This is a genomic window from Streptomyces populi (genome assembly GCF_002911015.1).
Classification (GTDB): Bacteria; Actinomycetota; Actinomycetes; order Streptomycetales; family Streptomycetaceae; genus Streptomyces; species Streptomyces populi.
The window spans coordinates 102,726-121,398 of the sequence record NZ_KZ626846.1; the positions used below are offsets into that span (position 1 = coordinate 102,726).

At 69.3% G+C, this 18,673-nt stretch carries 15 protein-coding genes; 14 read left to right on the top strand and 1 reads right to left on the bottom strand.

From position 1 onward, the window contains the following. Window positions 1–7 precede the first annotated feature (7 nt). The 13 genes from CW362_RS06110 to nuoN are packed head-to-tail and all read left to right on the top strand — an operon-like array spanning window position 8 to window position 15,585. Window positions 8–562: a NuoB/complex I 20 kDa subunit family protein gene (locus CW362_RS06110; protein WP_007383964.1), complete on the top strand. Its 555-nt coding sequence runs from the start codon at window positions 8–10 to the stop codon at window positions 560–562. Then, window positions 559–1,299 carry an NADH-quinone oxidoreductase subunit C gene (locus CW362_RS06115; protein WP_103548324.1) on the top strand — a complete coding sequence of 247 codons (741 nt, stop codon included), beginning with the start codon at window positions 559–561 and terminating at the stop codon, window positions 1,297–1,299. Before CW362_RS06110 ends, CW362_RS06115 begins: the two co-directional genes overlap by 4 nt. Next, window positions 1,296–2,636 carry an NADH-quinone oxidoreductase subunit D gene (locus CW362_RS06120; RefSeq protein WP_103548325.1) on the top strand — a complete coding sequence of 447 codons (1,341 nt, stop codon included), beginning with the start codon at window positions 1,296–1,298 and terminating at the stop codon, window positions 2,634–2,636. The genes CW362_RS06115 and CW362_RS06120 overlap by 4 nt, the downstream gene beginning before the upstream one ends. Beyond that, complete coding sequence (gene nuoE, locus CW362_RS06125) at window positions 2,633–3,475, top strand: NADH-quinone oxidoreductase subunit NuoE (RefSeq protein ID WP_240657687.1); 843 nt, start codon at window positions 2,633–2,635, stop codon at window positions 3,473–3,475. Before CW362_RS06120 ends, nuoE begins: the two co-directional genes overlap by 4 nt. Further along, window positions 3,472–4,824 carry an NADH-quinone oxidoreductase subunit NuoF gene (nuoF, locus tag CW362_RS06130; protein WP_206300875.1) on the top strand — a complete coding sequence of 451 codons (1,353 nt, stop codon included), beginning with the start codon at window positions 3,472–3,474 and terminating at the stop codon, window positions 4,822–4,824. The genes nuoE and nuoF overlap by 4 nt, the downstream gene beginning before the upstream one ends. Next, window positions 4,821–7,325: an NADH-quinone oxidoreductase subunit G gene (locus tag CW362_RS06135; RefSeq protein WP_103548327.1), complete on the top strand. Its 2,505-nt coding sequence runs from the start codon at window positions 4,821–4,823 to the stop codon at window positions 7,323–7,325. Before nuoF ends, CW362_RS06135 begins: the two co-directional genes overlap by 4 nt. Further along, window positions 7,322–8,692: an NADH-quinone oxidoreductase subunit NuoH gene (gene nuoH, locus CW362_RS06140; RefSeq protein WP_103548328.1), complete on the top strand. Its 1,371-nt coding sequence runs from the start codon at window positions 7,322–7,324 to the stop codon at window positions 8,690–8,692. The genes CW362_RS06135 and nuoH overlap by 4 nt, the downstream gene beginning before the upstream one ends. After that, the gene (gene nuoI / locus CW362_RS06145) at window positions 8,685–9,314 is read left to right on the top strand and encodes an NADH-quinone oxidoreductase subunit NuoI (RefSeq protein WP_103548329.1); all 630 of its coding nucleotides are present in this window, start codon (window positions 8,685–8,687) and stop codon (window positions 9,312–9,314) included. Before nuoH ends, nuoI begins: the two co-directional genes overlap by 8 nt. After that, window positions 9,311–10,129, top strand: a complete 819-nt coding sequence (locus tag CW362_RS06150; RefSeq protein ID WP_103548330.1) for an NADH-quinone oxidoreductase subunit J — start codon at window positions 9,311–9,313, stop codon at window positions 10,127–10,129. Before nuoI ends, CW362_RS06150 begins: the two co-directional genes overlap by 4 nt. Then, window positions 10,126–10,425, top strand: coding sequence for an NADH-quinone oxidoreductase subunit NuoK (gene nuoK / locus CW362_RS06155; RefSeq protein WP_103548331.1), 300 nt, complete (start codon window positions 10,126–10,128; stop codon window positions 10,423–10,425). The genes CW362_RS06150 and nuoK overlap by 4 nt, the downstream gene beginning before the upstream one ends. Before the next feature lie 14 nt (window positions 10,426–10,439). Continuing rightward, window positions 10,440–12,353, top strand: a complete 1,914-nt coding sequence (nuoL, locus tag CW362_RS06160; RefSeq protein WP_103548332.1) for an NADH-quinone oxidoreductase subunit L — start codon at window positions 10,440–10,442, stop codon at window positions 12,351–12,353. Window positions 12,354–12,358: 5 nt separating this feature from the next. Further along, the gene (locus CW362_RS06165; RefSeq protein ID WP_103548333.1) at window positions 12,359–13,930 is read left to right on the top strand and encodes an NADH-quinone oxidoreductase subunit M; all 1,572 of its coding nucleotides are present in this window, start codon (window positions 12,359–12,361) and stop codon (window positions 13,928–13,930) included. Beyond that, window positions 13,927–15,585 (top strand): NADH-quinone oxidoreductase subunit NuoN, encoded by a 1,659-nt coding sequence (gene nuoN, locus CW362_RS06170; RefSeq protein WP_103548334.1) that lies wholly within the window; start codon window positions 13,927–13,929, stop codon window positions 15,583–15,585. The genes CW362_RS06165 and nuoN overlap by 4 nt, the downstream gene beginning before the upstream one ends. A gap of 60 nt (window positions 15,586–15,645) precedes the next feature. On the opposite strand, the gene CW362_RS06175 is transcribed toward nuoN, so the two are convergent. Further along, on the bottom strand, window positions 15,646–16,350 hold the full coding sequence (locus CW362_RS06175; RefSeq protein ID WP_206300876.1) for a hypothetical protein: 705 nt from the start codon (window positions 16,348–16,350) through the stop codon (window positions 15,646–15,648). A gap of 290 nt (window positions 16,351–16,640) precedes the next feature. Between CW362_RS06175 and recQ the strand changes: the two genes are divergently transcribed. Continuing rightward, a complete protein-coding gene (gene recQ, locus CW362_RS06180; RefSeq protein ID WP_103548335.1) occupies window positions 16,641–18,650 on the top strand; it encodes a DNA helicase RecQ in 2,010 nt (669 codons plus the stop codon). Window positions 18,651–18,673: the final 23 nt, after the last annotated feature.

The window sequence follows — 18,673 nt, forward strand, 5'->3', positions numbered from 1 at the left end:
TTTAAGCATGGGACTCGAAGAAAAGCTGCCGAGCGGATTCCTGCTGACGACCGTCGAGCAGGCCGCGGGCTGGGTGCGCAAGGCGTCCGTCTTCCCCGCGACGTTCGGACTCGCCTGCTGTGCCATCGAGATGATGACGACCGGCGCCGGTCGCTACGACCTGGCGCGCTTCGGTATGGAGGTCTTCCGCGGGTCGCCCCGCCAGGCCGACCTGATGATCGTGGCCGGCCGGGTGAGCCAGAAGATGGCGCCGGTGCTGCGGCAGGTCTACGACCAGATGCCCAACCCCAAGTGGGTCATCTCCATGGGTGTTTGTGCGTCATCGGGCGGAATGTTCAACAACTACGCCATTGTGCAGGGAGTCGACCACATCGTCCCGGTCGACATCTATTTGCCCGGATGTCCGCCGCGGCCCGAGATGCTGATGGACGCGATCCTCAAGCTCCACCAGAAGATCCAGAGCTCGAAGCTCGGCGTGAACGCCGAGGAAGCGGCCCGCGAGGCGGAGGAAGCGGCGCTCAAGGCGCTTCCCACCATCGAGATGAAGGGCCTGCTGCGGTGAGCGACGCGAACGGCAACGAGGTCAACCCCGAGAAGGACCTGAGCGCCTCCAACCTTCCCGGTCAGCGGGGCGACAAGGGCGAGGAGATCCGCGTCCAGCGCGGCATGTTCGGCGCGAACAACGGCGGCGACACCTCCGGCTACGGCGGCCTGGTCCGCTCCATCCGGCTGCCCGGCGCGGCCACCCGCCCCTACGGCGGCTGGTTCGACGAGGTGGCCGACGAGCTGGAGGGGGCCCTGGAGGAACAGGGACTCGTCCCCGAGAACGTCATCGACAAGACGGTCGTCGACCGCGACGAGATCACGTTCCACGTCGAACGCGAGTACCTGCTCCCCGTCGCCCGGACCCTGCGCGACGACCCGGCCCTGCGGTTCGAACTGTGCACGGGCGTCTCCGGCGTCCACCTCCCGCACGACAAGGGCCGCGAGCTGCACGCCGTCTACCACCTGCGCTCGATCACCCACAACCGGCTCATCCGGCTGGAGGTCAGCGCCCCGGACGCGGACCCGCACGTCCCCTCGCTCGTCACCGTCTATCCGACGAACGACTGGCACGAGCGCGAGGCGTACGACTTCTTCGGCCTGATCTTCGACGGCCATCCCGCGCTGACGCGGATCATGATGCCGGACGACTGGCAGGGCTTCCCGCAGCGCAAGGACTATCCCCTCGGCGGCATCCCCGTCGAGTACAAGGGCGCCCAGATCCCGGCTCCGGACCAGCGGAGGTCGTACTCATGAGCACGCAGACCCCTTCCGGAGCGTCGGCCGCCTCGCCCCGCGAGACGACCGAGGGCACCGTATACACGGTCACCGGCGGCGACTGGGACGAGATCGCCCAGTCGGCGGCCAAGTCCGACGACGAGCGCATCATCGTCAACATGGGCCCGCAGCACCCGTCCACCCACGGCGTGCTCCGGCTCATCCTGGAGATCGACGGCGAGACGGTCACCGAGGCCCGCTGCGGCATCGGCTACCTCCACACCGGCATCGAGAAGAACCTCGAGTTCCGCACGTGGACCCAGGGCACCACGTTCGTGACGCGCATGGACTACCTGACGCCGTTCTTCAACGAGACGGCCTACTGTCTCGGCGTCGAGAAGCTCCTCGGGATCACCGACCAGATCCCCGACCGCGCCTCGATCATCCGGGTGCTCCTCATGGAGCTGAACCGGCTCTCCTCCCACCTGGTGTGCATCGCCACCGGCGGCATGGAGCTGGGCGCCACCACGATCATGATCTACGGCTTCCGCGACCGTGAGCTCATCCTCGACATCTACGAGCTGATCACGGGCCTGCGCATGAACCACGCGTTCGTCCGCCCCGGCGGACTCGCCCAGGACCTGCCCCCGGGCGCGGTGGACCAGATCCGCGAGTTCGTGAAGAAGATGACGAAGAACCTTCCCGAGTACGACAAGCTCGCCACCGGGAACCCCATCTTCAAGGCCCGCATGCAGGACGTCGGCTACCTCGACCTGGCCGGCTGCATGGCCCTCGGTGCCACCGGCCCCATCCTGCGCTCGGCCGGCCTGCCGCACGACCTGCGCAAGTCCCAGCCGTACTGCGGCTACGAGACCTACGACTTCGAGGTCCCGACCGCCGACACCTGCGACTCCTACGGGCGCTTCCTGATCCGCCTGGAGGAGATGCGCCAGTCGCTGCGGATCATCGAGCAGTGCCTGGACCGGCTCCAGCCCGGCCCGGTCATGGTCGCCGACAAGAAGATCGCCTGGCCCGCCCAGCTCGCGCTCGGCCCCGACGGTCTCGGCAACTCGCTCGACCACATCAAGAAGATCATGGGCACCTCCATGGAGGCCCTGATCCACCACTTCAAGCTGGTGACCGAGGGCTTCCGCGTGCCGCCGGGACAGGCGTACGTGGCGGTCGAGTCACCCAAGGGCGAACTCGGGGTGCACGTCGTCTCCGACGGAGGCACCCGCCCCTACCGGGTCCACTTCCGCGACCCGTCCTTCACCAACCTGCAGGCCATGGCGGCGATGTGCGAGGGCGGCCAGGTCGCCGACGTCATCGTCGCCGTCGCGTCCATCGACCCCGTGATGGGAGGCGTCGACCGGTGACCACCACCCCCGAGGGCGTCAGCCTGGGCATGCCCCAACTGCCCGCGCCCGACTACCCGGCCGACGTCCGGGCCCGGCTGGAGGCGGACGCGCGCGAGATCATCGCCCGCTACCCCGACTCCCGCTCGGCGCTCCTTCCGTTGCTGCATCTCGTGCAGTCGCAGGAGGGCCATGTCACCCGCACGGGACAGCGGTTCTGCGCGGAGGTACTGGGCCTGACCACGGCCGAGGTCGCCGCGGTCGCGACCTTCTACTCGATGTACCGGCGCAAGCCGAGCGGCGACTACCAGGTGGGTGTCTGCACCAACACCCTGTGTGCCGTGATGGGTGGCGACGCCATCTTCGAGGCCCTCCAGGACCACCTGGGCGTCGGCAACGGGGAGACCACCGGTGACGGCAAGGTCACCCTGGAGCACATCGAGTGCAACGCGGCCTGCGACTTCGCGCCGGTCGTGATGGTCAACTGGGAGTTCTTCGACAACCAGACCGTGGACTCGGCCAAGCGTCTCGTCGACGACCTGCGCGCGGGCGCCGACGTCGACCCGACCCGCGGCGCCCGGCTGTGCACCTTCAAGGAGACCGCCCGGATCCTGGCCGGTTTCCCCGACGAGCGCGAGGGCGCGGTGGAGGCCGGCGGCAGCGCGGGCCACGCGTCACTGGTGGGGCTGCGCCTGGCCAAGGGGGAGGACGCCCCCGCGCGTGTGGTGCATCCGCGGGGCGGAGGAGCACCCCAGAACCAGCGGCCCGCCGAGCACCCGAGTTCGCACGACGCGCCGCAGGACACGTCGGCCTCCGACCCGTCCCACCCGGCGGGTCCTGTGGCAGAGGAGGGGGAGTGATGACCTTGGCAGCCGAGATCAACGAGACCAGTCCCGAAAAACTGCTCGCGCCCGTGCTGTCGGCCTTCTGGGACGAGGACCGGTCCTGGTCGCTGGACGTCTACCGAAGGCACGAGGGGTACGAGGGCCTGCGCAAGGCACTCGCCATGTCACCGGACGACCTGATCGCGTACGTCAAGGAGTCCGGGCTGCGGGGCCGCGGCGGCGCCGGCTTCCCGACCGGAATGAAATGGCAGTTCATTCCCCAGGGAGACGGCAAACCTCACTATCTAGTTGTCAACGCCGACGAATCGGAGCCGGGAACCTGCAAGGACATCCCGCTCCTCTTCGCGAACCCGCACAGCCTCATCGAGGGCATTGTGATCGCGTGCTATGCCATCCGGTCTTCGCATGCCTTCATCTATCTCCGCGGTGAAGTGGTCCCCGTACTGCGGCGGCTGCACGAGGCCGTACGTGAGGCCTACGCGGCGGGCTACCTCGGCGAGAACATCCTGGGCAGCGGACTCGACCTCCAGCTCACCGTGCACGCGGGCGCGGGCGCGTACATCTGCGGTGAGGAGACCGCACTGCTCGACTCGCTCGAAGGCCGCCGTGGTCAACCGCGGCTCCGTCCCCCTTTCCCTGCTGTCGCGGGCCTCTATGCGTGTCCAACTGTTGTGAACAACGTCGAGTCGATCGCGTCAGTTCCCGCAATTCTCCAAAAAGGCAAGGAATGGTTCAGGTCGATGGGCAGCGAGAAGTCCCCGGGCTTCACGCTCTACTCGCTCAGCGGCCATGTCGCCAGCCCCGGCCAGTACGAGGCGCCGCTCGGGATCACCCTGCGTCAACTCCTCGACATGAGCGGTGGGATGCGCCCCGGCCACCGGCTGAAGTTCTGGACGCCGGGCGGCTCCTCGACCCCGATGTTCACCGACGAGCACCTCGACGTCCCTCTTGATTACGAAGGAGTGGGCGCCGCGGGTTCCATGCTCGGCACGAAAGCACTCCAGTGCTTCGACGAGACGACCTGTGTCGTCCGCGCCGTCACCCGCTGGACCGAGTTCTACGCCCACGAGTCCTGCGGCAAGTGCACGCCCTGCCGCGAAGGAACGTACTGGCTGGTGCAGTTGCTGCGCGACATCGAGGCCGGCAAGGGCGTCATGTCCGACCTCGACAAGCTGAACGACATCGCCGACAACATCAACGGCAAGTCCTTCTGCGCCCTCGGCGACGGCGCCGCCTCGCCGATCTTCTCCTCGCTCAAGTACTTCCGCGAGGAGTACGAGCAGCACATCACGGGCCGCGGCTGCCCCTTCGACCCCGCCAGGTCCACGGCCTGGGCGGACAAGCACACGGAGGTGAACGCATGACAGTGACCACCAGCGCTCCCTCCGGAGGCGGGGAAGCACCGGTCCCGCCGGAGGACCTCGTCTCGCTGACGATCGACGGCGTCGAGATGAGCGTGCCCAAGGGCACCCTGGTCATCCGGGCCGCCGAACAGCTCGGCATCGAGATCCCCCGGTTCTGCGACCACCCGCTCCTCGACCCGGCCGGCGCCTGCCGCCAGTGCATCGTCGAGGTCGAGGGCCAGCGCAAGCCCATGGCGTCCTGCACGATCACCTGTACGGACGGGATGGTCGTCAAGACTCAACTCACCTCCCAGGTCGCCGAGAAGGCCCAGCACGGTGTGATGGAGCTGCTGCTCATCAACCACCCGCTGGACTGCCCGGTCTGCGACAAGGGCGGCGAGTGCCCCCTGCAGAACCAGGCGATGTCCCACGGCAACGCCGAGTCCCGCTTCGAGGGCAGGAAGCGGACGTACGAGAAGCCGGTCCCGATCTCCACCCAGGTTCTCCTGGACCGCGAGCGGTGCGTGCTGTGCGCCCGCTGCACCCGCTTCTCGAACCAGATCGCGGGCGACCCCATGATCGAACTGGTCGAGCGGGGCGCGCTCCAGCAGGTCGGCACCGGTGACGGCGACCCCTTCGAGTCGTACTTCTCCGGCAACACGATCCAGATCTGTCCGGTGGGCGCGCTCACGTCGGCGGCGTACCGCTTCCGCTCGCGGCCCTTCGACCTCATCTCCTCGCACTCCGTGTGCGAGCACTGCTCCGGCGGCTGCGCGACGCGCACCGACCACCGGCGCGGCAAGGTGATGCGGCGTCTCGCGGCACCGGACCCCGAGGTCAACGAGGAATGGGTCTGCGACAAGGGCCGGTTCGGGTTCCGGTACGCGCAGCAGCGCGACCGCCTCGACACCCCCCTGGTGCGCAACGCCGACGGCGTCCTCGAGCCCGCTTCCTGGCCGGAGGCCCTCCAGGTCGCCGCCCAGGGGCTGACGGCGGCCCGCGGCCGCGCCGGTGTCCTCACCGGCGGCCGGCTCACCGTCGAGGACGCCTACGCCTACAGCAAGTTCGCGCGCGTGGCCCTCGACACGAACGACATCGACTTCCGCGCGCGCGTGCACAGCTCCGAGGAGGCCGACTTCCTGGCCGCCCGGGTCGCCGGACGCGGCCGGAACCTCGACGGCACGGGCGTCACGTACACCTCACTGGAGAAGGCGCCCGCCGTCCTGCTGGTGGGCCTGGAGTCGGAGGAGGAGGCGCCCGGCGTCTTCCTGCGGCTGCGCAAGGCCTGGCGCGGGCACGGGCAGAGGACCTTCTCCCTCGCCACGCACGCCACCCGCGGCCTGGAGAAGGCGGGCGGCACGCTGCTGCCGGCCGCGCCCGGCACCGAGACCGAGTGGCTGGACGCGCTCGCGAGCGGTGTGGGCCTGGAGAGCGACGGCGCCAAGGCCGCCGAGGCGCTGCGCGCCGAGGGTGCCGTGATCGTCGTCGGCGAGCGGCTGGCCGCCGTGGCGGGCGCCCTGACCGCCGCCGTGCGGACCGCCGCCGCCACCGGCGCCCACCTGGTGTGGATCCCGCGCCGGGCCGGGGAACGCGGGGCGATCGAGGCCGGCGCGCTTCCGTCGCTGCTGCCGGGCGGACGCCCGGCCACCGACCCGCGCGCGCGGGAGGAGGTCGCGGCCGCGTGGGGCGTCTCCGAACTCCCGCACCGCCACGGCCGTGACACCGGCCAGATCGTGGAGGCCGCCGCCGGCGGCGAACTGCGGGCCCTGGTGGTCGCGGGTGTGGAGGTCGCCGACCTTCCCGACCCCACGCGCGCGCGTGAGGCCCTGTCCGAAGTGGGCTTCCTGGTGTCGCTCGAACTGCGGCCCAGCGAGGTGACCGAGCACGCGGACGTCGTCCTGCCGGTCGCCGCGGTCGCCGAGAAGCCCGGAAGCTTCCTCAACTGGGAGGGCCGGGTCCGCTCCTTCGAGGCCGCTCTCAAGCCCGACCAGATGACCCGGCGCCTCGCGCCCGCCGACGCGCGCGTCCTGCAGATGCTGGCCGACGCCATGGACGTCCACCTCGGGCTGCCGGACCTGCGCACCGCGCGCGGGGAGATCGACCGGCTCGGCGCCTGGGACGGGCCGCGAGCCGGTGAGCCCGAGGAGACCGGGGTGCAGATGCCCCGGCCGGCCGCGGGCGAGGCCGTACTGGCCGGACACCGGCTGCTGCTCGACCAGGGACGTCTCCAGGAGGGCGACGACGCGCTCGCCGGGACGCGGCACGCCGCACGCGCGCGCGTGTCGGCCGCCACCGCCGCCGAGGCCGGGGTCAAGGACGGCGACGTCATCGCCGTGACCGGTCCCGGCGGAGCGGTCGAACTGCCGCTGCAGATCACCGAGATGCCCGACCGCGTGGTCTGGCTCCCGCTGAACTCGACCGGAGGGGGCGTCGCCTCCGACACCGGGGCGCTGCCCGGCGCACTCGTCCGCATCGGCCCGGCGACGACCGTCGCCGAGGCCCCCAAGGAGGTGGAGGCATGACGCCGTACCTCGCCGCTGAAGACCTCTCGATGTTCGGCCACGACCCCTGGTGGCTGGTCGTCGTCAAGGCGGTGTTCTGCTTCGCCTTCCTGATGGTGACCGTGCTCTTCTCCATCGTGTGGGAACGCAAGGTCGTCGCCTGGATGCAGCTGCGCATCGGCCCCAACCGGCACGGCCCCTGGGGCATGCTCCAGTCGCTCGCCGACGGCGTGAAGCTGATGCTCAAGGAAGACGTCGTCGTCAAGCGCGCGGACAAGGTCGTCTACGTCCTCGCGCCGATCGTCGCGGCCGTTCCGGCCTTCATGGCGATCGCGGTGATCCCCTTCGGGCCCGCGGACAACGAGATCTCGATCTTCGGCCAGCGCACCACGATGCAGCTCACCGACCTCCCGATCGCGATGCTCTACATCCTCGCGGTGGCCTCGGTGGGCATCTACGGGATCGTGCTCGCCGGCTGGAGCTCCGGATCCACCTATCCGCTGCTGGGCGGTCTGCGCTCCTGCGCCCAGATGATCTCGTACGAGATCGCCATGGGCGCCGCGTTCGCCTCGGTGTTCCTCTACTCCGGTTCGATGTCGACCTCGACGATCGTCGAGCAGCAGCAGGACCGCTGGTACATCCTCCTGCTCCCGGTCTCGTTCCTGATCTACGTCGTGACGATGATCGGCGAGACCAACCGGGCCCCCTTCGACATGCCGGAGTCCGAGGGCGACCTGGTCGGCGGCTTCAACACCGAGTACTCGTCCATCAAGTTCGCGCTCTTCATGCTCGCCGAGTACGTGAACATGGTGACGGTCTCGGCCGTGTCCACGACGCTCTTCCTGGGCGGCTGGCGGGCACCGTGGCCGATCAGCAGCTTCTGGGAGGGCGCCAACCACGGCTGGTGGCCGATGCTCTGGTTCGTGGTGAAGGTGCAGCTGCTGCTGTTCTTCTTCATCTGGCTGCGCGGCACGCTGCCGCGCGTCCGCTACGACCAGCTGATGAAGCTCGGCTGGAAGGTGCTCATCCCGGTCTCCGTGGTCTGGCTGATGCTCGTCGCGACGGTACGGACGCTGCGCAACGAGCACTACGGATTCTCGGACATCGCGCTGTACGTCGGCGGAGGCGTCCTCGCCCTGCTGCTGCTGTCGTTCGTGGCGGACATCTTCCGCGGCAAGCAGGCCGAGGAGACGCCCGCCGAGCCCGCCGCCTTCGACCCGATGGCCGGCGGATTCCCCGTGCCCCCGCTGCCCGGCCAGGAGCTGCCGCCGGTGCCGCGGCGCCGCCCGCGCCGCGAGCGGGAGCTGATTGTCAGTGGCGGATCCGATACTGCGAGTGATGGACCGGTCACCGGATCTCGTGACGGAAAGGAGGGTTCCGATGGCTGAGGAGCCGAAGGAGACCAAACCCGGTTTCCAGAACCCCGTCGCCGGCTTCGGCGTGACCTTCAAGGCCATGTTCAAGAAGCGGCTGACCGAGCAGTACCCGGAACAGCAGAAGACCACCGCACCGCGGTTCCACGGCCGGCACCAGCTCAACCGCCATCCGGACGGCCTGGAGAAGTGCGTCGGCTGTGAGCTGTGCGCCTGGGCCTGTCCCGCGGACGCCATCTACGTGGAGGGCGCGGACAACACCGAGGAGGAGCGCTACTCCCCGGGCGAGCGCTACGGCCGCGTCTACCAGATCAACTACGCCCGCTGCATCCTGTGCGGCCTGTGCATCGAGGCGTGCCCCACGCGCGCGCTGACGATGACGAACGAGTTCGAGCTCGCGGACAGCAGCCGTGCCAACCTCATCTACACCAAGGAGCAGCTGCTCGCCGGACTCCAGGAAGGCATGGTCGACACACCGCACTCGATCTTCCCGGGCACGGACGAGCAGGACTACTACCGGGGTCTGGTGACCGAGGCCGCGCCCGGCACCGAGCGCCAGGTGGCCGTCTCCAAGGGCGAGTTGCACCCCTCGGCGAGCCCTTCGGGCACGTCGGCGGGAGAGGGGGCGGAGGCATGACCGCCAACCTGGCCGCGTACTCCACCTCCACCGGGGAGGCCTTCCAGTTCTGGGTCCTCGGCACCGTCGCGGTGATCGGCGCCCTGTGCACCGTCTTCATGAGGAAGGCCGTGCACAGCGCGCTGTGCCTCGCCGGGACCATGATCGTCCTGGCGGTGTTCTACCTCGCCAACGGCGCCTACTTCCTGGGCATCGTCCAGATCGTCGTCTACACCGGCGCGATCATGATGCTGTTCCTCTTCGTCGTCATGCTCGTCGGTGTCACCGCGGCGGACTCGCTGAAGGAGACCATCAAGGGGCAGCGCTGGCTGGCCCTGCTCTGCGGGCTCGGCTTCGGCATCCTGCTGTTCGCGGGCATCGGCAACGCGTCCGTCCAGGACTTCGACGGCCTGGCGAAGGCGAACGCGAACGGCAACGTGGAGGGACTGGCCGCCCTCATCTTCACGAAGTACGTCTTCGCCTTCGAGATCACCGGCGCCCTGCTCATCACGGCCACCATCGGCGCCATGGTGCTCACCCACCGCGAGCGCACCGAGCGTGCGCGGACCCAGCGCGAGCTGTCCGAGCAGCGGGTGCGCGAGGGCAAGCACGTCCCGCCGCTGCCGGCTCCGGGTGTCTACGCCCGGCACAACGCGGTGGACATCGCGGGCCTGCTGCCCGACGGCACCCCGTCCGAGCTGACCGTCAGCAAGACGCTGCGCGACCGCGGGCAGATCCGTGACGTGTCGGCCGACGCGCTGAAGGACCTCAAGGCGCTGGAGCAGCGTGCCGAGGAGCGCCTGGAGCGCACGAAGCCGGAGGAGGCGTCCAAGTGAATCCGGTCAACTACCTCTACCTTTCCGCTCTGTTGTTCACGATCGGCGCCACCGGTGTCCTGATCAGACGGAACGCGATCGTGGTGTTCATGTGCATCGAGCTCATGCTCAACGCCTGCAACCTCGCCTTCGTCGTCTTCTCCCGGATGCACGGCAACCTCGACGGCCAGATCATCGCCTTCTTCACGATGGTCGTCGCCGCCGCGGAGGTCGTGGTCGGGCTCGCGATCATCGTGTCGCTGTTCCGTTCCCGCCACTCGGCCTCGGTCGACGACGCCAGCCTGATGAAGCTGTAAGGGGTCGCTGAATCGTGGAGAACCTGATTGCGCTGCTCATCGCGGCGCCTCTGCTCGGAGCGGCCGTACTGCTGTGCGGCGGACGGCGGCTGGACGCCGTCGGCCAGTGGATCGGAACCGTGCTCGCGGCCGCCTCCTTCGTGATCGCTGCCGTGCTCTTCGCCGACATGCTGGGGAAGAGTCCGGAGGACCGGACGTTCACCCAGCACCTGTTCAGCTGGATCGCCGTCGGAGACTTCCGGGCGGACGTCGGCTTCCAGCTCGACCAGCTGTCGATGACGTTCGTCCTGCTGATCACCGGCGTCGGCTCGCTGATCCACGTGTACTCGATCGGGTACATGGAGCACGACGAGCGCCGCCGCCGTTTCTTCGGCTATCTGAACCTGTTCCTGGCGGCGATGCTGCTGCTCGTCCTCGCCGACAACTACCTCCTGCTGTACGTCGGCTGGGAGGGCGTCGGCCTCGCCTCGTACCTGCTGATCGGCTTCTGGCAGCACAAGCCCAGCGCCGCCACCGCCGCCAAGAAGGCCTTCCTGGTCAACCGCGTCGGCGACATGGGCCTGTCCATCGCCATCATGCTGATGTTCACGACCTTCGGGACCTTCGCCTTCGGGCCGCTGCTCGGCACCGAGGGGCACTCCGGGATCGCCGGGGACGCCGGCGAGGGCAAGCTCACGGCCATCGCGCTGATGCTGCTGCTCGCCGCCTGCGGCAAGTCGGCCCAGGTGCCGCTGCAGTCCTGGCTCGGTGACGCGATGGAGGGCCCGACCCCGGTCTCGGCCCTCATCCACGCCGCCACCATGGTGACCGCGGGCGTGTACCTGATCGTGCGCTCGGCCGCCGTCTTCAACGCGGCACCGGACGCCCAGCTCGTCGTCACCGTCGTGGGCGGCGTCACGCTCCTGTTCGGTGCGATCGTCGGTTGCGCGAAGGACGACATCAAGAAGGCCCTCGCCGGTTCGACCATGTCGCAGATCGGCTACATGGTGCTGGCGGCCGGCCTCGGCCCGATCGGCTACGTCTTCGCGATCATGCACCTGGTGACGCACGGCTTCTTCAAGGCCGGGCTCTTCCTCGGCGCCGGTTCGGTCATGCACGGCATGAACGACGAGGTCGACATGAGGAAGTTCGGCGGTCTCAGGAAGTACATGCCGGTCACGTTCGTGACCTTCGGCCTCGGCTATCTCGCGATCATCGGCTTCCCGGGCCTGTCCGGCTTCTTCTCCAAGGACAAGATCATCGAGGCGGCCTTCGCCAAGGGCGGCACCGAGGGCTGGATCCTCGGCGGCGTGGCCCTGCTGGGCGCCGCGATCACCGCGTACTACATGACGCGCGTGATGATCATGACCTTCTTCGGCGAGAAGCGCTGGCAGCCCGACGCGGAAGGCCACGAGCCGCACCCGCACGAGTCGCCGAGCTCCATGACGATCCCGATGATCGTGCTGGCCTTCGGGTCGGTGTTCGCGGGCGCCTTCTTCAGCATCGGCGACCGCTTCGTGCACTGGCTGGAGCCGGTCACCGGGCACTCGGAGGGCGACTCGCCCGTGAGCGCCCTCACGGTCACCGCGGCCACCATGGTCCTCCTGGTCGTCGGCGCCGGCATCGCCTACCTCCAGTACGGACGCAGCTCCGTCCCGGTCACCGCCCCGCGCGGCTCCCTGCTCACCCGCGCCGCCCGGCGCGACCTGTACCAGGACGACTTCAACCACGTCGTGCTGGTCCGCGGCGGTGAGCACCTCACCCGCTCCCTGGTGTACGTCGACCACACCCTGGTCGACGGAGTCGTCAACGGGACGGCGGCCTCGGTGGGCGGCCTCTCCGGACGGCTGCGCAAGCTGCAGAACGGCTACGCGCGCAGTTACGCGGTCTCGATGTTCGGCGGCGCGGCGATCCTCGTCGCCGCGACCCTGCTGATGAGGGCGGTCTGATACCGATGTCCTTTCCCCTCCTGACAGCGACGGCGGTGCTCCCGGCCCTCGGGGCGATCGCCACGGCCGCCGTGCCGGCCGCGCAGCGCGTCGCGGCCAAGTGGCTGGCGCTGCTCGTCTCCCTCGGCACGCTGGCGCTCGCCGCGGTCACCCTGGTGCGTTTCGACCCCGACGGCGCCCGCTACCAGCTCACCGAGTCCCACGCCTGGATCCCGGACTTCGGGGTGCGCTACCAACTGGGCGTGGACGGCATCGGGGTGGCGCTCGTCGCGCTCACCGCGCTGCTGATCCCGTTCGTGATCCTCGCGGGCTGGCACGACGCCGACCCGATGGAGACCGGAAGCAGGCGCTGGCGTCCGACCCAGGGCTTCTTCGCCCTGATCCTGGCCGTCGAGGCGATGGTGATCATCTCCTTCGAGGCCACCGACGTCTTCCTCTTCTACATCTTCTTCGAAGCCATGCTGATCCCGATGTACTTCCTCATCGGCGGCTTCGGGGACCGTGCCCACGAGCACGGCGACGAGGCGGCGGCGACGCAGCGCTCGTACGCCGCGGTGAAGTTCCTGCTCTACAACCTGGTCGGCGGCCTGATCATGCTGGCCGCCGTGATCGGCCTCTACGTGGTGGCCGGGAGCTTCTCGCTCCAGGAGATCGTCCACGCGCGGGCCGACGGGTCGCTGCACATGGCGACCAGCACCGAGCGGTGGCTGTTCCTCGGCTTCTTCTTCGCCTTCGCGGTGAAGGCGCCGCTGTGGCCGCTGCACACCTGGCTGCCCAACGCCATGGGCGAGGCCACCGCGCCGGTCGCCGTGCTGATCACGGCGGTCGTCGACAAGGTCGGCACCTTCGCGATGCTCCGCTTCTGCCTCCAGCTCTTCCCGGAGGCGAGCAAGTGGGCGACGCCCGCGATCCTCGTACTGGCGCTGATCAGCATCGTCTACGGGGCGCTGCTCGCCGTCGGACAGCGCGACATCAAGCGGCTGGTCGCCTACGCGTCGATCTCGCACTTCGGGTTCATCATCCTGGGCATCTTCGCGTTGACCACCCAGGGCCAGTCGGGCGCGACGCTCTACATGGTCAACCACGGGATCTCGACCGCCGCCCTGATGCTGGTGGCCGGCTTCCTGATCTCGCGGCGCGGTTCGCGCCTGATCGCCGACTACGGAGGGGTGCAGAAGGTCGCCCCGGTGCTCGCCGGCACCTTCCTGATCGGCAGCCTCGCGACCCTCTCGCTCCCGGGCCTCGCGCCCTTCGTGAGTGAATTCCTTGTCCTGGTCGGAACGTTCACGCGCTACCCGGTGGTCGGCATCATCGCCACCTTCGGCATCGTCCTCGCCGCGCTCTACACCCTCGTCCTCTACCAGCGGACGATGACGGGCCCGGTCAGGGCCGAGGTGGCCGAGATGCCGGACCTCAGGGTGCGTGAGCTCCTGGTGGTCGCCCCGCTGATCGCACTGCTGATCTTCCTGGGCGTCTACCCGAAGCCGATCACCGACATCGTCAACCCGGCGGTCAAGCAGACCATGTCAGACGTCCAGAAGACGGACCCCCAGCCCGAGGTGGAGGCGGCCAAGTGAGTGCATCAGCCGTCCACAGCCTGTGGACAACGGCCGCGACCGCGGCCGAGCCGATCTCCAAGATCGATGCGCCGAAGATCGAGTACGCGCAGTTGTCGCCCACCCTGATCGTCATCGGCGCGGCGGTCGTCGGGGTTCTGGTCGAGGCCTTCGTGCCGCGCAAGTCCCGTTACTACACACAGGTGTTCGTCGCCGTCGTCGCACTGGCCGCGGCCTTCTCCGCGGTCGTCGCCCTCGCGGCGAGCGGATACGGCACGACGAAGGCACACATCGCGGCGATGGGCGCGATCGCCGTCGACGGACCGGCCCTGTTCCTCCAGGGCACGATCCTGCTCGCCGGAATCCTCGGCGTCTTCACCTTCGCCGAGCGGCGCCTGGACCCCGAGGCACACGGAAACCGGGTCGACGCGTTCGCCGCGCAGGCGTCGTCGGTGCCCGGCAGCGACAGCGAGAAGGCCGCCGTGAAGGCCGGGTTCACCACCACCGAGGTGTTCCCGCTGCTGCTCTTCGCCATCAGCGGCATGCTGGTCTTCCCCTCGGCCAACGACCTGCTGACCCTGTTCGTCGCGCTGGAGGTCTTCTCCCTGCCGCTGTACCTCCTGTGCGCCGTGGCCCGCCGCAAGCGGCTCATGTCGCAGGAGGCGGCGGTCAAGTACTTCCTGCTCGGCGCCTTCGCCTCCGCGTTCACGCTCTTCGGCATCGCCCTGCTGTACGGCTACGCGGGCTCGATGTCCTACGCGACGATCGCGCACGTCGTCGACGGCACGGTCACGAACGTCGACCCCGCCCTCGCCGGCACCATGGGCAACGACGTGCTGCTGCTCATGGGCATGGCCCTGGTCGTCATGGGTCTGCTCTTCAAGGTCGGCGCGGTGCCCTTCCACATGTGGACGCCCGACGTCTACCAGGGCGCGCCGACCCCGGTCACCGGCTTCATGGCGGCGGCGACGAAGGTGGCGGCGTTCGGCGCGCTGCTGCGCCTGCTGTACGTCGTCCTGCCGGGTATGCGCTGGGACTGGCGGCCGGTCATGTGGGCCGTCGCGATCGTCACCATGCTGGGCGGTGCGATCGTCGCGATCACCCAGACCGACATCAAGCGGCTCCTGGCGTACTCGTCGATCGCCCACGCCGGATTCATCCTCGCGGGTGTCATCGCGACCTCGCCGGACGGCGTCTCGTCGGTCCTCTTCTACCTCGGCGCGTACTCCTTCGTCACGATCGGCGCCTTCGCCGTCGTCACGCTCGTACGGGACGCGGGCGGAGAGGCCACGCACCTGTCCAAGTGGGCGGGGCTCGGACGCAGGTCCCCGCTGGTGGCCGCGGTGTTCGCGGTCTTCCTGCTGGCCTTCGCCGGCATCCCGCTCACCTCGGGATTCGCCGGAAAGTTCGCCGTGTTCAGGGCGGCGGCCGAGGGTGGCGCGGGCGCGCTGGTCGTGGTCGGTGTGATCTCGTCGGCGATCGCGGCGTTCTTCTACATCCGTGTGATCGTGCTGATGTTCTTCAGCGAGCCGAAGCCCGAGGGACCGACGGTCGCCGTGCCGTCACCGCTGACGATGACGGCGATCGCGGCGGGCGTGGTGGTCACGCTGGTGCTCGGTGTGGCGCCGCAGTACTTCCTGAACCTGGCGAACCAGGCCGGGGTCTTCGTGCGCTGAGCAGAGCCTTGCGCGGTCCCGGGCCCCGCCCCCTTCGGGGGAGCGGGGCCCGAGTCGTTCTCAGCGGACGGCGCGCGCCTTGCCCGCGGTCCCGGTGTGCGTGGTGGACGACGAGCCTGTGTGCGCCGTCGACGACGAGCCGGTGTGGGCCGTCCCGGACGAGCCGGTGTGGGCCGTGTCCGACTTGCCGGGGTGGGCCGGAGCGGCCGGGCACTTCACCCTGGGGTTCCAGCGGTCGAACAGCCCGTTGGGGTTCTGCTTCCAGAGCCAGACGTGCAGGTCGTAGTGGATCGGCATGCCCGGGTAGTGACCCGGCATCGGACCGTCGAACTTCTGGCCGCCGAACATCGACGGCCGGTCCTTGCTGGTCTTCAGGTTCTGGTCGGAGTCCAGCACGATCCACTCGACCCCGGCCAGCCGGCGCTTTCCGTCCTTGCCGTCCTCGAAGAGGAGAGCCGCGGGCTTCGCCGGATCGAGCGAGCCGTAGCGGGACTCGTTGAAGTAGTGGTAGCCCATGCTGCCGTGCCCCGCGGGGTCCGAGGAGCACTGGTGGGGGACGTACCCGTCGGCGAGGGCGACCTTCTCGTCGCGGTACTTGACGCTGGCCAGGTACGCCTTGACCAGATCCCGCATGGCCTTCGGATCGGCCGGGCGGTCCGCGGCCCGGGCGGGACTCGCGGTGGGGGCGGGACCCGTGGACAGGGCGAGCGACGCGGTGGCGGCGGTCACGAGGGTGATGGCGGTCCTGAGGGGACGCTGGGGCATGCGAGGACTCCTAGAGGCACGAGAGAGGCGTACGGACTGCACGGGTCCGTCGACTGCGGGCCCCCTCCTCCCGCCCGAGCAGCATGGCCCTCGGCTCCGAAACGCCGCCATACGAGCGGGGCCATCGGGTTGAACCCGGCCGGGGCGCGCCGTGCAGGGGAGTGAGACGGAACGGACACCGATACGTAGGGAAGCCGGTCCCTCGCAGCCTGTGGACAACTCTCGGACTGTCGGCGCGGACCCCTATCGTGGACGCAGTGGTCGAGGGGCGACGTACGGGGGACAGGACGATGGGCGGGACGGGTGTGATGACCGGAGCGGACGTGACGGAGAAGCTGGGAGAGAGCGAGGCACTGGCCACCCTCCACCGGGTCTTCGGGTACGACGCCTTCCGCGGCGAGCAGGAAGCGATCATCGAGCATGTGGCGGCGGGCGGTGACGCCGTCGTCCTGATGCCGACCGGTGGCGGAAAGTCCCTCTGCTACCAGATCCCTTCCCTGGTCAGACCGGGTACGGGCGTTGTGGTCTCCCCGCTCATCGCGCTCATGCAGGACCAGGTGGACGCGCTGAGGGCACTGGGCGTGCGCGCCGGGTTCATGAACTCCACGCAGGACTTCGACGAGCGGCGCGTGGTCGAGGCGGAGTTCCTGGCCGGAGAACTCGACCTGCTCTATCTGGCCCCCGAGCGGCTGCGTCTCGACAGCACGCTGGACCTGCTGTCCCGCGGGAAGATCTCCGTCTTCGCGATCGACGAGGCGCACTGCGTGGCGCAGTGGGGCCACGACTTCCGTCCCGACTACCTGGCGCTCTCGCTGCTCGGCGAACGCTGGCCGGACGTCCCGCGCATCGCGCTGACGGCCACGGCCACGCGTGCGACGCACAGGGAGATCACCCAGCGCCTGGGCATGCCCACGGCCCGCCACTTCGAGGCGAGCTTCGACCGGCCCAACATCCAGTACCGGATCGTCCCCAAGGCCGACCCGAAGAAGCAGTTGCTGTCCTTCCTGCGCGAGGAACACGCGGGTGACGCGGGCATCGTGTACTGCCTCTCGCGCAACTCGGTCGAGAAGACCGCCGAGTTCCTCTCCCGCAACGGCATCGAGGCGGTGCCGTACCACGCGGGCCTGGAGGCGGGCGTCCGTGCCGCGCACCAGTCCCGCTTCCTGCGGGAGGAAGGTCTCGTGGTGGTGGCCACGATCGCCTTCGGCATGGGCATCGACAAGCCGGACGTCCGGTTCGTCGCCCATCTCGACCTGCCGAAGTCGGTCGAGGGCTACTACCAGGAGACGGGGCGCGCCGGCCGTGACGGACTCCCCTCCACGGCCTGGATGGCCTACGGCCTTCAGGACGTGGTCCAGCAGCGCAAGCTGATCCAGGGTTCGGAGGGCGACGAGGCGTTCAGGCGCCGGGCCGCCTCCCACCTGGACTCGATGCTCGCCCTGTGCGAGACGGCACAGTGCCGGCGCTCACAGCTCCTGGCCTACTTCGGCCAGGACCCCGACACCCCGGCCTGCGGCAACTGCGACACCTGTCTGACGCCCCCGGAGACCTGGGACGGCACGGTCGCGGCGCAGAAGCTGCTGTCCACGGTGGTGCGCCTCCAGCGCGAGCGGGGACAGAAGTTCGGCGCGGGCCAGATCGTCGACATCCTGCTGGGACGCAAGACCGCCAAGGTGATCCAGTTCGACCATGACCAGCTGTCCGTCTTCGGCATCGGTGAGGAGCTGGCGGAGTCCGAATGGCGCGGTGTCGTACGGCAGTTGCTGGCCCAGGGGCTGATCGCGGTCGAGGGTGAGTACGGCACGCTGGTGCTGACCGAAGCGAGCGGCACCGTGCTGCGGCGCGAGCGCGACGTGCCGTTGCGCAAGGAGCCTCCGAAGCCGGTCGTGTCCCGGTCGTCGGCGTCCAAGGGTGAGCGCAAGACCAAGGCGGCGGCTGCCGAACTGCCCGCCGAGCTCGTTCCCGCGTTCGAGGCGCTGCGCGCCTGGCGTGGCGAGCGGGCGCGGGAGCAGGGTGTCCCGGCGTACGTCATCTTCCACGACGCCACGCTGCGGGAGATCGCCACGGTGTGGCCCACCTCCGTGAAGGACCTGGGCGGCATCAGCGGGGTGGGCGAGAAGAAGCTGGCCACATACGGAGAGGGCGTCATCGGGGTGCTCGCCTCGCTGGGCGGTGGCACGCCCGAGGAGCCGCCCACCGGCGGCGGACCCGAAGCCGCACCGGTTCCGGCGGCCGCCGCGGGACCGGACCCGGACTGGCCCGAGCTGGACCAGGAGCCGGAGCCCGAGGACTGGATGTAGTGGGAGTCGTCGTGGGGCACGGT

Excerpts from the sequence above, each read along its gene's own strand:
- CW362_RS06110 (WP_007383964.1), top strand. The coding sequence starts at position 8 with ATGGGACTCGAAGAAAAGCTGCCGAGCGGATTCCTGCTGACGACCGTC.
- CW362_RS06120 (WP_103548325.1), top strand. The coding sequence starts at position 1,296 with ATGAGCACGCAGACCCCTTCCGGAGCGTCGGCCGCCTCGCCCCGCGAG.
- CW362_RS06135 (WP_103548327.1), top strand. The coding sequence starts at position 4,821 with ATGACAGTGACCACCAGCGCTCCCTCCGGAGGCGGGGAAGCACCGGTC.
- nuoH (WP_103548328.1), top strand. The coding sequence starts at position 7,322 with ATGACGCCGTACCTCGCCGCTGAAGACCTCTCGATGTTCGGCCACGAC.
- nuoI (WP_103548329.1), top strand. The coding sequence starts at position 8,685 with ATGGCTGAGGAGCCGAAGGAGACCAAACCCGGTTTCCAGAACCCCGTC.
- CW362_RS06150 (WP_103548330.1), top strand. The coding sequence starts at position 9,311 with ATGACCGCCAACCTGGCCGCGTACTCCACCTCCACCGGGGAGGCCTTC.
- CW362_RS06165 (WP_103548333.1), top strand. The coding sequence starts at position 12,359 with ATGTCCTTTCCCCTCCTGACAGCGACGGCGGTGCTCCCGGCCCTCGGG.
- CW362_RS06175 (WP_206300876.1), bottom strand. The coding sequence starts at position 16,350 with ATGCCCCAGCGTCCCCTCAGGACCGCCATCACCCTCGTGACCGCCGCC.
- recQ (WP_103548335.1), top strand. The coding sequence starts at position 16,641 with ATGGGCGGGACGGGTGTGATGACCGGAGCGGACGTGACGGAGAAGCTG.